The 12742-nt window shown below is 63.4% G+C and carries 8 protein-coding genes; 3 read left to right on the top strand and 5 right to left on the bottom strand.

Translation table 11 applies throughout. The annotated features are described in order from the left end of the window. Positions 1 to 300 precede the first annotated feature (300 nt). Positions 301 to 1116, top strand: coding sequence for an SDR family oxidoreductase (locus tag BFQ01_RS20125; RefSeq protein ID WP_065926625.1), 816 nt, complete (start codon positions 301 to 303; stop codon positions 1114 to 1116). Between the two features lie 127 nt (positions 1117 to 1243). Further along, on the top strand, positions 1244 to 1441 hold the full coding sequence (gene csrA / locus BFQ01_RS20130; protein ID WP_065926626.1) for a carbon storage regulator CsrA: 198 nt from the start codon (positions 1244 to 1246) through the stop codon (positions 1439 to 1441). Between the two features lies 1 nt (position 1442). Here the strand turns inward: csrA and BFQ01_RS20135 are convergent, their stop codons facing one another. The 4 genes from BFQ01_RS20135 to BFQ01_RS20150 form a co-directional block, all read right to left on the bottom strand. Further along, positions 1443 to 1670: a YheU family protein gene (locus tag BFQ01_RS20135; protein ID WP_003236706.1), complete on the bottom strand. Its 228-nt coding sequence runs from the start codon at positions 1668 to 1670 to the stop codon at positions 1443 to 1445. A gap of 59 nt (positions 1671 to 1729) precedes the next feature. Continuing rightward, the gene (locus BFQ01_RS20140) at positions 1730 to 2914 is read right to left on the bottom strand and encodes an osmoprotectant NAGGN system M42 family peptidase (protein ID WP_065926627.1); all 1185 of its coding nucleotides are present in this window, start codon (positions 2912 to 2914) and stop codon (positions 1730 to 1732) included. A 110-nt stretch (positions 2915 to 3024) separates the two neighbouring features. Further along, entirely contained in the window at positions 3025 to 4761 is a 1737-nt protein-coding gene (gene ngg, locus BFQ01_RS20145; protein ID WP_065926628.1) for an N-acetylglutaminylglutamine synthetase, read from the bottom strand. 3 nt (positions 4762 to 4764) lie between these two features. Beyond that, positions 4765 to 6537, bottom strand: a complete 1773-nt coding sequence (locus tag BFQ01_RS20150; protein WP_065926629.1) for an N-acetylglutaminylglutamine amidotransferase — start codon at positions 6535 to 6537, stop codon at positions 4765 to 4767. Positions 6538 to 6847: 310 nt separating this feature from the next. Between BFQ01_RS20150 and BFQ01_RS20155 the strand changes: the two genes are divergently transcribed. Continuing rightward, complete coding sequence (locus tag BFQ01_RS20155) at positions 6848 to 11668, top strand: NEL-type E3 ubiquitin ligase domain-containing protein (RefSeq protein ID WP_065926630.1); 4821 nt, start codon at positions 6848 to 6850, stop codon at positions 11666 to 11668. A gap of 8 nt (positions 11669 to 11676) precedes the next feature. Here BFQ01_RS20155 and mnmC read toward each other — a convergent pair. Further along, positions 11677 to 12742: bifunctional tRNA (5-methylaminomethyl-2-thiouridine)(34)-methyltransferase MnmD/FAD-dependent 5-carboxymethylaminomethyl-2-thiouridine(34) oxidoreductase MnmC (gene mnmC / locus BFQ01_RS20160; RefSeq protein WP_083244915.1), on the bottom strand; the 1066-nt coding region annotated here is incomplete at its 5' end.

The following is a 12742-nucleotide window of genomic DNA, read 5'->3' on the forward strand; positions in this document are numbered from 1 at the left end:
GACCGGTTGTTTAACGATAGGCCTGCAGAGTTAATTACAGACGCCTTAACTACTCCGACTCTGGTGCTTCGCAGAAAATTCCATGTTTTTTTAAAGCATTTCGATCACTCGTTTATTTCTTTTAATTCGCGCTCATCCAGCACTTATTAGTTGAAAAACATTGAACTTAGGCGGACGGCAGGCATCCGACCCGGCCCACGGTTTGCCTGGGGCATTCATCACTCTGATGGTGCGTGGGTGCAGGAAAAACCTTCGCTACACTGCCGATCACTTCTTCTGTGAACCACAAGGCTACTTCCTATGCAAAATCGCATGATGATCACTGGCGCCGGGTCCGGCCTGGGTCGTGAAATCGCTCTGCGCTGGGCCCGTGAGGGTTGGCAGTTGGCCTTGTCGGACGTCAGCGAGCCAGGCTTGCAGGACACCCTGAAGGGAGTGCGTGAAGCCGGTGGCGATGGCTTTATCCAGCGCTGCGACGTGCGCGACTACAGCCAGCTCACGGCGTTTGCCCAGGCCTGCGAAGTGAAGCTGGGCGGCATCGATGTGATCGTCAACAACGCCGGCGTAGCCTCGGGCGGCTTCTTTGCCGAGCTATCGCTGGAGGACTGGGACTGGCAGATCGCAATCAACCTGATGGGCGTGGTCAAGGGCTGCAAGGCGTTCCTGCCGCTGCTGGAAAAGAGCAAGGGCCGCATCATCAACATCGCCTCGATGGCGGCCCTGATGCAGGGGCCGGCCATGAGCAACTACAACGTGGCCAAGGCCGGTGTGGTGGCGCTGTCGGAGAGTTTGCTGGTGGAACTCAAGCAGCAGGAAGTCGGCGTGCATGTGGTGTGCCCGTCGTTCTTCCAGACCAACCTGTTGGACTCGTTCCGTGGGCCCACACCGGCGATGAAGGCGCAGGTAGGCAAGCTGTTGGAGAGTTCGCCGATCTCGGCGGCGGACATTGCCGACTACATCTACCAGCGTGTGGCGCAGGGCGAATTCATGATCCTGCCCCATGAGCAGGGGCGGATGGCCTGGGCCCTGAAGCAGAAGAACCCGCAGTTGCTCTATGACGAAATGACCACCATGGCCGACAGGATGCGCGCCAAGGCACAGGCTGTTAAGGGCTGATCAGGCAGTAGTCTGTCAGGCAATTTACCTGCATGGGTAGGCATTGCCTGATTTTGCCGCGAGGCATTGCTGCGCCCACACCCAGCGCGCATGGTCGGGGTCCTGTCATTCAATAAGGACAACCGCCATGCTGGTCTTAAGCCGCGCCGTAGGCGAAATCATCGCCATCGGTGATGACATCACCGTGCGCATTCTCGAGCTGAACGGTAATCAGGTGAAATTTGGTGTTGTTGCGCCCGTCGGGGTGCATGTCCATCGCGCCGAGGTGTACCAAAAGATCCTCAAGCGTCAAACCCCGCAATCCCAGCCCGCCACCAACCCCTGAGTCAGTCGAACAGATGCTTGGGCACATCGTGCTTGAGCATCAACTGGCACTGCTCGCTGTCCGGGTCGAACACAATCAGCGCCTGGCCCTTGGTCAGCGCCTGGCGCACCCGCAGCACGCGGGTTTCCAGGGGCGTGTCGTCACCATTGTCGGTGCCGTCGCGGGTCACGAAGTCTTCGATAAGGCGGGTCAGGGTGTCGACTTCAAGTGCGTCGTAGGGAATCAGCATACAAGCCTCAGATGATGGATCCCGGCGATCCTACTGCGCCGGGACCGCAGTTGCCAGCGTCAGGACTTCTGGCCGACCAGGCTGTCCACCGATGGCACACGCGTGTCGCTCTCCATCTGCGTTTCGTGCTCGATCTGATGGCTGAACCGATCCAGTGAGCCCTGGGCCGGTTGTGCGTCACTGGCGAACACCGGCGGGCTGAGGATATACGCGCCCAACAGCCGGCTCAGTGCTGCCAGGCTGTCGATATGGGTGCGCTCATAACCATGGGTCGCATCGCAACCGAACGCCAGCAGCGCCGTGCGGATGTCGTGGCCGGCCGTCACCGCCGAGTGGGCATCGCTGAAGTAATAGCGGAACAGGTCGCGGCGCACGGGCAAGTCGTTATCCGAAGCCAGGCGCAGCAGGTGGCGGGAGAGGTGATAGTCATACGGCCCGCCGGAATCCTGCATGGCCACACTGACCGCGTGCTCGCTGGAGTGCTGGCCGGGAGCGACCGGGGCGATATCGATACCGACAAATTCACTCACATCCCAGGGCAGGGCCGCCGCAGCGCCGCTGCCGGTTTCCTCGGTGATGGTGAACAGCGGGTGGCAGTCGATCAGCAGCGGTTCGCCGCTATCGACGATGGCCTTGAGTGCGGCCAACAGTGCGGCGACGCCGGCTTTGTCGTCCAAGTGGCGGGCACTGATATGCCCGCTTTCGGTGAACTCGGGCAACGGGTCGAACGCCACATAGTCACCGATGCCGATCCCCAGGGAATCGCAATCGGCGCGGGTGGCGCAGTAGGCATCCAGGCGCAATTCTACATGGTCCCAGCTCACCGGCATTTCATCCACGGCGGTGTTGAACGCGTGCCCGGAGGCCATCAACGGCAACACGCTGCCACGGATCACCCCGTTGTCGGTAAACAGACTGACGCGGCTGCCTTCGGCAAAGCGGCTTGACCAGCAGCCAACCGGGGCGAGGGTCAGGCGGCCATTGTCCTTGATCGCACGCACGGCGGCGCCAATGGTGTCCAGGTGCGCCGACACCGCGCGGTCGGGGCTGTTTTTCTGGCCCTTGAGGGTGGCGCGAATGGTCCCGCGCCGGGTCATTTCAAACGGGATGCCCAGCTCTTCCAGGCGCTCGGCGACGTAGCGCACGATGGTGTCGGTAAACCCGGTGGGGCTGGGAATGGCGAGCATTTCCAGCAGGACTTTTTGCAGGTAGTTGAGATCCGGTTCGGGGATGGTTCGGGTCATAAAGGTTTCCTTTAGTTGCAAGCTTTGAGCTGCAAGCTTCAAGTTAAAAGCGGTATCTGAGGCTTGCCGGCATTGCTCTAGGCTTGAGGCTTGCAGCTTGTAACTTGAGGCTATCCACTGTGGGGGAATAGCAGGTCCACAAACTTCTCCGCCGTCGGCTGCGGTTCATGGTTGGCCAGGCCGGCCCGTTCGTTGGCTTCGATAAACACGTACTCGGGCTGATCGGCAGCGGCCACCATCAGGTCCAGGCCGACCATGGGGATATCCAGGGCGCGTGCGGCGCGCACGGCGGCGTCCACCAGCGTGGGGTGGAGGATCGCCGTGACGTCTTCCAGGCAACCGCCGGTGTGCAGGTTGGCGGTACGGCGCACGGCCAGGGTCTGGCCCCGGGGCAGGATGCTGCTGTAGTCGTAGCCGGCGGCGTGCAGGGTGCGTTCGGTTTCTGCATCCACGGGGATTTTGCTTTCGCCGTCGGTGGCCGCCTGACGGCGTCGGCTCTGGGCTTCGATCAGCGCGCCGATGGAGTGCTGGCCGTCACCGGTCACTTCGGCGGGGCGGCGGATCGCGGCGGCGACCACCTCGAAACCGATCACCAGGATGCGCAGGTCCAGGCCTTCGTGAAAGCTTTCGAGCAATACGCGGCTGTCGAACTGCCGCGCCGCTTCGATCGCCTGCTGCACCTCTTCGATGCTCTGCAGATCCACCGCCACGCCCTGGCCTTGCTCGCCATCGAGCGGCTTGACCACGACGCGCTGGTGTTCGTCGAGGAACTCCAGATTGTCATCGGCGCTGCCCGCCAGTTGTTGCGCAGGCAGTTTCAAGCCCGCCGCTTTCAACACCTTGTGGGTGAGGCTCTTGTCCTGGCACAGGGTCATGCTGATCGCGCTGGTCAGGTCGCTCAGCGACTCGCGGCAGCGCACGCGGCGGCCACCATGGCTGAGGGTGAACAAACCGGCATCGGCGTCATCCACCTGCACATCGATGCCGCGTCGATGGGCCTCTTCGACAATGATCCGCGCATACGGGTTGAACCCCGCCTGCGGGCCGGGGCCGAGGAACAGCGGTTGGTTGATACCGTTCTTGCGCTTGATCGCAAAGGTGGTCAGCGCACGGAAGCCGAGCTTGGCGTAGAGGTTCTTGGCCTGGCGATTATCGTGCAGCACAGACAGGTCGAGATAGCTCAGGCCACGGCTCATAAAGTGCTCCACCAAGTGGCGTACCAACACTTCGCCCACGCCGGGGCGTGTGCACAGCGGGTCGACCGCCAGGCACCACAGGCTGCAACCGTTTTCCGGGTCGTGGAAGGCTTTCTGGTGATTGAGGCCCATCACGCTGCCGATCACCGCGCCACTGTCTTCGTCCTCGGCCAGCCAGTACACCGGGCCGCCTTCATGGCGCGGTGTCAGGCGTTCGGCGTCGACCGGCAGCATGCCGCGGCCTTGATACAACTGGTTGACCGCCAGCCAATCGGCCTCGCTCTGCACCCGGCGAATGCGGAAACCGCGAAACACGCGGGTGGACGGGCGATAGTCGCTGAACCACAGGCGCAGGGTGTCGGATGGGTCGAGGAACAACTGCTGCGGATCAATCCCGAGGATCTGCTGGGGCGCGGCCACATACAGCGCGATATCGCGCTCGCCGGGCTGTTCGTTGAGCAGCTCCTGGGCCAGGCTGGCCGGGTCCGGGAAGGTATGGCCGATCAATAGCCGGCCCCAGCCGCAATGCACCGCAATCGGCTCGGCGGCCAGCGGGCTACCATCTTCGGCCAGGCGCGCTTGCAGGCGCTCGTAGGTCGGCGCCTGGCCCTTTAACAAGCGTTGGCTGTAAGCCGCTGCATGGGGTTTCATCAATCAGATTCCTTGTTCGCTGAGCCACAGGTTCAACGCGGCCAGTTGCCACAGCTTCGAGCCGCGCAACGGGGTCAATTGACCTTGCGGGTCGGTGAGCAGGCGGTCGAGCATGGCCGGGTTGAACAGGCCGCGATCCTGGCTTGGGTCCAGCAGCAGTTCGCGCACCCAATTCAGGGTGTCGCCTTGCAAATGCTTGAGGCCCGGCACCGGGAAGTAGCCTTTCTTGCGGTCGATGACTTCGCTCGGAATCACCCGGCGCGCGGCCTCTTTCAACACTTGCTTGCCACCGTCGGGCAATTTGAATTTGCCCGGCACGCGCGCCGACAGTTCCACCAGGCGGTAGTCGAGGAACGGCGTGCGCGCTTCCAGGCCCCAGGCCATGGTCATGTTGTCGACGCGTTTGACCGGGTCATCCACCAGCATCACCGTGCTGTCCAGGCGCAGGGCCTTGTCCACGGCGGCGTCCGCGCCGGGCATCGCAAAATGCTCGCGCACGAAGTCGCCGGCGGCGTCGTTGGCGGTCAGCCATTTCGGTGCGACGGTGGCGGCGTAGTCATCGTAGCTGCGGTCGAAGAACGCCTCGCGGTAGGCGGCATACGGGTCGCTGGCGCCATCCACCTGCGGGTACCAGTGGTAACCGGCGAACAGCTCATCGGCGCCCTGGCCGCTCTGCACCACCTTGCAATGCTTGGCCACTTCCCGCGACAGCAGGTAGAAGGCGATGCAGTCATGGCTGACCATCGGTTCGCTCATGGCGCGGAACGCCGCCGGCAGTTGTTCGATGATCTCGCTTTCGGCAATGCGCAGTTGGTGGTGACGGGTGCCGTAGTGCTTGGCGATCAGGTCCGAATACTGGAACTCGTCGCCACGCTCGCCGCCGGCGTCTTCAAAACCGATGGAGAAGGTCGACAGGTCCTGCACGCCGACTTCACGCAGCAGGCCGACGAGCATGCTCGAGTCGACGCCGCCGGAAAGCAGCACACCGACATCCACGGCAGCCCGTTGACGAATGGCCACGGCTTCGCGGGTGCTGTCCAACACGCGGTCGGTCCAGTCTTCCAGGCTCAGGTTTTTTTCATCTTCATGGGGGCCGTAGGGCAGGGTCCACCAGGTTTTCTGCTCGGTGTTGCCTTCGGCATCGATGCGCATCCAGGAGGCCGGCGGCAGTTTTTCAATGCCCGCCAGCAGCGTGCGCGGAGCGGGCACGACGGCATGGAAATTCAAGTAGTGATTGAGCGCCACCGGATCGAGGATCGGGTTGATATCACCGCCCTTGAGCAGCGCCGGCAGGGCCGAGGCAAAGCGCAGGCGCTGACCGGTGCGCGACAGGTACAACGGCTTCACGCCAAGACGGTCACGGGCGATGAACAGGCGCTGGGCATCGCGCTCCCAGACGGCAAAGGCAAACATGCCGTTGAGCTTGGGCAGCAGTGCTTCGCCCCAGGCGTGGTAACCCTTGAGCAGCACTTCGGTGTCGCCGCCGGAATAGAAGGCGTAACCCAGGGCTTCAAGCTCCTGGCGCAATTCCGGGAAGTTGTAGATCGCGCCGTTGAATGCCAGGGACAGGCCCAGTTGGGCGTCGACCATCGGTTGGGCGGAGCCGTCCGACAGGTCCATGATTTTCAGGCGTCGATGGCCCAGGGCAATCGGCCCTTGGGCATGGAAGCCCCACGCGTCAGGGCCGCGGGGTGCCAAGTGATGGGTAATTCGCTCCACCGCTGCGAGGTCCGCAGGTTGGTGATCGAAACGTAACTCGCCAGCTAATCCGCACATAGGTTCCTTACCGGTTTTTCCGTTGGGGAGGGATAGAAAGACCCGCACCAAAATGGCGGGTACCTAGGGACTGACCCGAGGCTATACGCGGAGTTTTAGATCAATAAGTTATATGGCAAACCGCCGCCCCCCATTCGGAACACCCCTGCAGCCTGTGCGGCGTGGGTGAAAGGGGCGGTAATTAAGTCGAGGCGAGATGCAAAAAATCGACGCTTGCGCGGGCTGAACCTGCAGCTATTTGAACCCTTTTGCGCGGTCGCAGCGCTTATCGTCTGGCGTCATTGTTCAACGCGATAAAGGAACATTGCGAATGACGCAAACCACTGATTTGACCCAGGCGCTCGAGCCGGTGCCCCACGACCAATTGATGGCGGCGCTGCTGAATATCACCGGCGACCTGGATAAAGCGCAGGTCTTGCATGACACGCTGCCGGCCTGGTTGGTCAAGGCTGACTCCCACATATTGCAGGCCATCGAGCAGGCGTATGCCGACAGCGAGCGCCCCCGTGAAACCCTGCACCGGGTGCTGAACCGTCTGCAACCGCTGGATAAATTCTGTGCCGAACGGCTCAAGGCTTTCCTGGACGGCAAGGGGCATGGGGGCCTCGACATCGAAAACGACACCCTGGAAATCCCCCGGCGCTCGTTCAGCGGTGTCAGCCAGGACCTGGGTGGCCAGGTGGTCGAGACCGTCACCCTGGAGAAGCACAGCCTGCTGCAAGCGGCCATGCAGAATTTCTCCCAGGCGGCTGCCGAGCCTGGCGGCTCGCCGACCACTGCCGTGGTGCGCATCGGCCCCAGGCGCCGAATTGCGCAAACCCTCAGCGCCCAGACCTTTATCGGCTATTGCCGCGAACTGAACCTGGGAGAGGCCTATCAGACCCATGTGCGCGAAGTGTTCAACCTGGTGGCGCCCGACCAGGACTTCAATCCTTCGGTGACGCAGGTCGGCCAATCCCGTTGCGTGGACATGCAGATCGACCTGCATCTGGCCCATGCCAAGGGCGATATCGATGCACCGACCCGCGCGTTGCTGCTGGGCCTGGTCAAGGCGGATATGCCCGCCGGTGACATCCGGCAATTGTGGTTCAACCAGCAGCCGCTGACCTGGCAAGGCCTGAACATCGACGGCGCCTGCCTGTGGGGGGTATTGGTGTTTTCCAGTGCATCGGCCGAAGGGTTCTCCAGCGGCCCGATCGTGGTGTATATGCCCAACGAGCCCGTGCGGCCGTGGTACCGCTATGAATCACTGGAGCATTTCAAGCTCTACCTCACCCTCAAGCTTCACGTCAGTACCTATCGTGATTTCTTCAAGGGTTACCTGGACGAGTCCGAGCGTTTCGGTTTTTTCGAGCGTTTTGACCAGGAGGCCATCGTCGTGCGGGTGGCGCCGCTCCCGGTCACAGACAAGTTGTCGACATTCTTTTTCAATGCCTGCGTTGGCAAGATCCAGCTGGATGCGCAGGTATTGGCGGTTCCCAATGCCCAAGCCGATGACGACGCGCGTCGCAAGCGTATCCAGGATTACCTGGATGTCGGCTTGACGGTGCTCAACGTCGCCGGGTTCGTGGTACCGGTGGTGGGCCAACTGATGACCGGTGTGGCCATTGGGCAATTGCTTGGCGAGATGTTCGAGGGGGTGGATGACTGGCTGCACCATGACAAGCTCGGCGCCCTCAGGCACCTGACGAACATCGCGGAAAACCTCGCTGCCATGGCGTTGTTCGCCGCGGGTACAAAAGTCGTGGGCCGGCTGTGGCGAACCACACCGTCGGCGGCGGGGTTCTACGACAGCCTCGAAGCCGTGCGGCTGCCCGACACGTCCACGCGCTTGTGGCGCAGTCGTACCGAGCCGTATCGTCACACCGTCTCGCTCGAAGGCACAGTGGCCAGCCCGCGTGGGGTCTATCAGCTCAATGGCCAGTCCTATGTGAATGTCGACGGGGCGCTGTATTCGATTGTCTTTGACGCCCGCACCGGGCGCTGGCGAGCCCGGCATCCGCAGCGGGATTCGGCCTATCGGCCACCCTTGACCCACAACTACCAGGGCGGCTGGCAGTTCTCGTTCGAGCAGGCGGATGAATGGCGCAGCCCTGACTATATCCTGAGGCGGCTGGACCCCAGTCTCAGCGCCTTACCGGCCGGACACCTGCAGGAGATCGCCGCTATCACCGGCTCGACCTTACCGCGCTTGCAGCAACTGGCCAGGCAGAACCTGCCGCTGCCGGAGCGGCTGCGCGACTGTGCGCTGCGGTTCAAGCTGAACCAGGGGGTTCGCGACCTGATCTGGCAAATGGAGCATCAAGCACCGCTCGATGCGGCCACCACCCGTGTGCAGATGCTGGCCCTGCCACTGATGGACGGGTGGCCCCGTGGGCGTTTTTTCGAACTGCTCGACGACGAGGGCTACCTGCTTGAGCGCCATCCAGACACCGCGCCGTTCGATTACGAGGACTTGAGCATCCACCTCACCACGCAACAACTGCGGAACGGACAGATCCTGCCTACCCTGCTGGCCGCACTCGATTCCGAAGAAACCGCGCAATTGCTCGGCGGCACCTTCCACGCCGATGAAGCGCAAGCGGTACTGGCGCGGCGTCTCACCGCCTCGCTCAAGACCACGCATCAGGCGGTCTATGAGCGGCTGCGCATGGATGCCGATTTCATCGATCAGACCGATCACGGCCAGCTCAAGCAGCGCTTGCCGCAATTGCCGATCCGGGTGGCCTGGGAGGTCATGACCCAGGCCTCCACGGCCGAGCGCTGGCACTTGCGCCATACCGGGCGTGTGCCGCTGCGGGTCAGTCAGTGGGCCCGGGAAGCCCTGGAAGCGTTGGAGGAAGACGACGCGCTGGCCGGCCTGTATTTGCCGGAGCTGGCCACCGATGCGACACGGCGCGTGGCCACCGGCTTGCTGCAACGGGTTCCAGGCTGGCCCGAGGATCTGTTCTTGCAGGTGCGCCGCGAAAGCGTACAGGGCGCTGTCCTGGGACAGGTGGGCGATCCAGGCGCTGATATCAGTCGTTTCGTGGTGCAGTCGGCCAAGGGCTTTCGCGCCCACGATGGGCAAGGTAAGGCCTTGGGCGCGCTGGCCGGCGGGCCGGAAGGTTTCTACGAGGCGTTGCTCAACAGTTTGTCTGCCGCTCAACGCGACGCGCTGCGCCTGACCGCGAGCGGCAGGGCCAGCCAGTTGCGGCATGCATTGATTGGCAAGGCCCAGGATGAACGCAATCGCATCGGCCGTTACTTATGGCCCGAGCGCGCGGTACCCGAGGAGCCGGCCCTGTCGTGTGTGCAAGGCTCGCCGCCTGCGCTGCCTCCACAGCCTGCGGGCCTGATGCGCAAAGCTCGCAAACTCTTCCCGTTATTCGATGACCGGCGCCTGTCGACCTTCCTGCAGGACTTGGGCACCGATCACCTGTCCCGGGCCAAAGCCGTGCGCACCCTTGAGCAGCAATATGAGGCACTGCAGCGGGCGCTGAGGCTGTGGGCCAAGGGCAAACCGGCGCAGCCACACTCGGACGTCGCGCTGCAAGACTACCGCCTGGCTCGACACCAGGCCGCACGGGCCATCGAGCGCAGTTGGCAATATGAGTCGCTGGCGCCGGATGAACACCATCGGCAAGTGCCGAGCCTGTCCCTGGACGGCATGGCCATCGGGGCGTTGCCGACCTTGCCGGCGCACGTGCAGTTCGAGCATGTCCGGCAATTGTCATTGAAACGCATGGGGCTCAACGATGACGTTGCGTATTTCCTCAAGCACTTCAAGGGGCTGCGCAGCCTGGAGTTGAACGGTAATCGGCTGACGCGGCTGCCGGAAGTGCTCCAGCACATGCCGTGGCTCAGGCAGCTGTACATGGCCGATAACCACCTGCAACTGACCGAGTACACCCGCACCAAACTTGCGGACCTGAAGAGCCTGGTCGTGCTCGACCTGAGCAACAATCCCCTGGTGGACCCGCCGGTCGTCAACAAGATGTTCGAGTTGCGCAACCTGATGCTGCGCAACTGCCGGCTGACCAGTCTGCCCACCGGCTTTACCCGCGTTCCGTACCTGGAGCAACTCGACCTGCGGGACAATGACATCGCCAGTTTGCCGGCATGGTTGTTCAATGCGCCGCGCGAGCACACCGAAGTCATCAATGTGCGGCATAACCCTTTGGACGCCAGCACTCGTCAGGCCTTGAACCGTTACCGGGACACCATCGGCGTGGGCATGGGCTTCGTGGAGGATGACATTGCGCGACTCAACGAGCAGACCGCACGTGAGCTGTGGCTGGGCGATGAGCGCGCGACGCACTTCGCCGAAAAGGCCGAGACCTGGCTGGGGCTCAAGGATGAACCCGGCTCCGACGGCCTGTTCAAATTATTGGCCGGCCTGGGCGGAGCCGCCGACACCAGCCACGTGCGCGAGGACATGAACCGCCGCATCTGGCGCGTGCTGGATGCCGCCGCAGCCGATACCCGACTGCGGGCCGAGATTTTCGAGCGCGCGGCCACGCCGTTGAACTGTGATGACGCCGCTGCCGTGAGCTTCAGTAGCCTGGAGGTGCTGGTTGAAATCCACGAGGCCGCGCAGCGGGTGGAGGGCGGCAGGGTCACGGCCAAGCCGCTGCTCAGGTTGGCCAGGGGCTTGTTTCGCCTCGACCGCCTGGAGTCCATGGCCAGCCGGCACAGCGCCGAGCATCCGACGCTCGATCCGCTGGAGGTCAGCCTGGCTTATCGCACCGGGCTGGTGGAGCGCTTTCATTTGCCCGGGCAGCCCCGGCATATGCGCTTCGCCAGCCTGGCTGGGGTAACCGAGCATATGCTGGAGGTTGCCGAAGCGCAGTTGAAGGAGGCCGAGCTTTCCCCGCAACTGCTGAACTATATGGTGAAGCTGCCATTCTGGAGCAGTTACCTGAGGCGCACCCATGGCGGTTCGTTCGACACCCTGACCCAGCCCTTTGGCGAGCGCATGGAAGCGGTGTGGGCGCAAAGGGAAAGCTTGGGTGACGCTGACTATCACACCCAGATGGGCGCGATCCAGCGCGCGCGGGAAAGCGCCGAGCTCGTCGAGCTCAAACGCCTGACCCAGGAGGCGTTGAGGTTCGATGCGCTGGGCACCTGCGAATTGTCCCCGGCGGGTTGAAGCGCCGCCTACGGGGTCGTTTTTGCAACGTTGCTGCGAATCAACCCGCGCACCGCAAAGCGATTCGGGTGACAGGCCTCGGCCACGCTGCGGGGCAGGGGCAGCGGTTCGTTGTCCAGCCATGCCGCCAGCAACTCGCCGGACAGCGGCGCGGTGATCAGGCCCCGGGAGCCGTGGCCGCTGTTGATGTACAGGCCGTCCAGCCACGGGCAAGTGGCCTGTGGCGTGTGGCGGGCATCTTTGCGCAGCACGTCGTAGGCCTGGGCGAATGCCAGGCTGTCGGCCAGCGGCCCGACAATCGGCAAGTAGTCCGGGCTGGTGCAGCGGAAGGCGGCGCGGCCCTCCAGGGTCTCTGCGGCAAGGTCGGCGGCGTGCAGGCGCTGGGCCAGGTCCGGGGAAATCTCTTGCAGCAGCTCAAGGTTACCGGCGTGCTCGGCGGCGGTAGGGGTGAGGTCATCGTTGTTGAAATCAAAGCTGGCCCCCAGGGTGTGTTCGCCCAGGCGAGCCGGCGCCACGTAGCCCTCGGCACACACCACCGTGGCCAGGGCCTGGCTGGCGGCGGTCTGGGGCAGGCGGGTGATCTGCCCGCGAATCCGCTTGAGGGGCAACTCGGCGCCGGCGGCAAATCGTTTGACCTCAGCGGCCCCGGCCAGCACCACCACGGGGGCGCTGGCCAGCAGCCGATCACCGTCCCAGGCCTGCCAGTGGCCGTCGACTTTGCGCAGGTCCAGCACCTCATGATGGGCCAGCACCTCGATACCTGGCTGGCGCGCCTGCCATTGGCACAGCGCGGGTGGATGCACCCAGCCGCCTTCGGGGAAAAACAGCCCGCCCTGTTCCAGGCCCACCCCGGCGCGAGCCTGGGCTTGAGCCTTATCCAGCAGATGCAGCAGCTGCGGGGCGAATGCCTGGGCCAGTTGCGCCTGGCGTTCGGCCTCCTTGGCATTGAAGGCCAGTTGCAGCACGCCGCAGCCGTCCCAATCCACCCCGCGTTGCAGGTGCTCCAGCAGGCGCCGGGTGTACCCGAACCCGCTGACGATCATCTGCGACAACGCCGTGCCGTGTGCCGACAGC

The sequence above is a fragment of the Pseudomonas sp. 8 R 14 genome, assembly GCF_900005955.1.
Classification (GTDB): Bacteria; Pseudomonadota; Gammaproteobacteria; order Pseudomonadales; family Pseudomonadaceae; genus Aquipseudomonas; species Aquipseudomonas marginalis.

Excerpts from the sequence above, each read along its gene's own strand:
- BFQ01_RS20150 (WP_065926629.1), bottom strand. The coding sequence starts at position 6,537 with ATGTGCGGATTAGCTGGCGAGTTACGTTTCGATCACCAACCTGCGGAC.
- BFQ01_RS20155 (WP_065926630.1), top strand. The coding sequence starts at position 6,848 with ATGACGCAAACCACTGATTTGACCCAGGCGCTCGAGCCGGTGCCCCAC.
- ngg (WP_065926628.1), bottom strand. The coding sequence starts at position 4,761 with ATGAAACCCCATGCAGCGGCTTACAGCCAACGCTTGTTAAAGGGCCAG.
- BFQ01_RS20135 (WP_003236706.1), bottom strand. The coding sequence starts at position 1,670 with ATGCTGATTCCCTACGACGCACTTGAAGTCGACACCCTGACCCGCCTT.
- BFQ01_RS20140 (WP_065926627.1), bottom strand. The coding sequence starts at position 2,914 with ATGACCCGAACCATCCCCGAACCGGATCTCAACTACCTGCAAAAAGTC.
- BFQ01_RS20125 (WP_065926625.1), top strand. The coding sequence starts at position 301 with ATGCAAAATCGCATGATGATCACTGGCGCCGGGTCCGGCCTGGGTCGT.
- csrA (WP_065926626.1), top strand. The coding sequence starts at position 1,244 with ATGCTGGTCTTAAGCCGCGCCGTAGGCGAAATCATCGCCATCGGTGAT.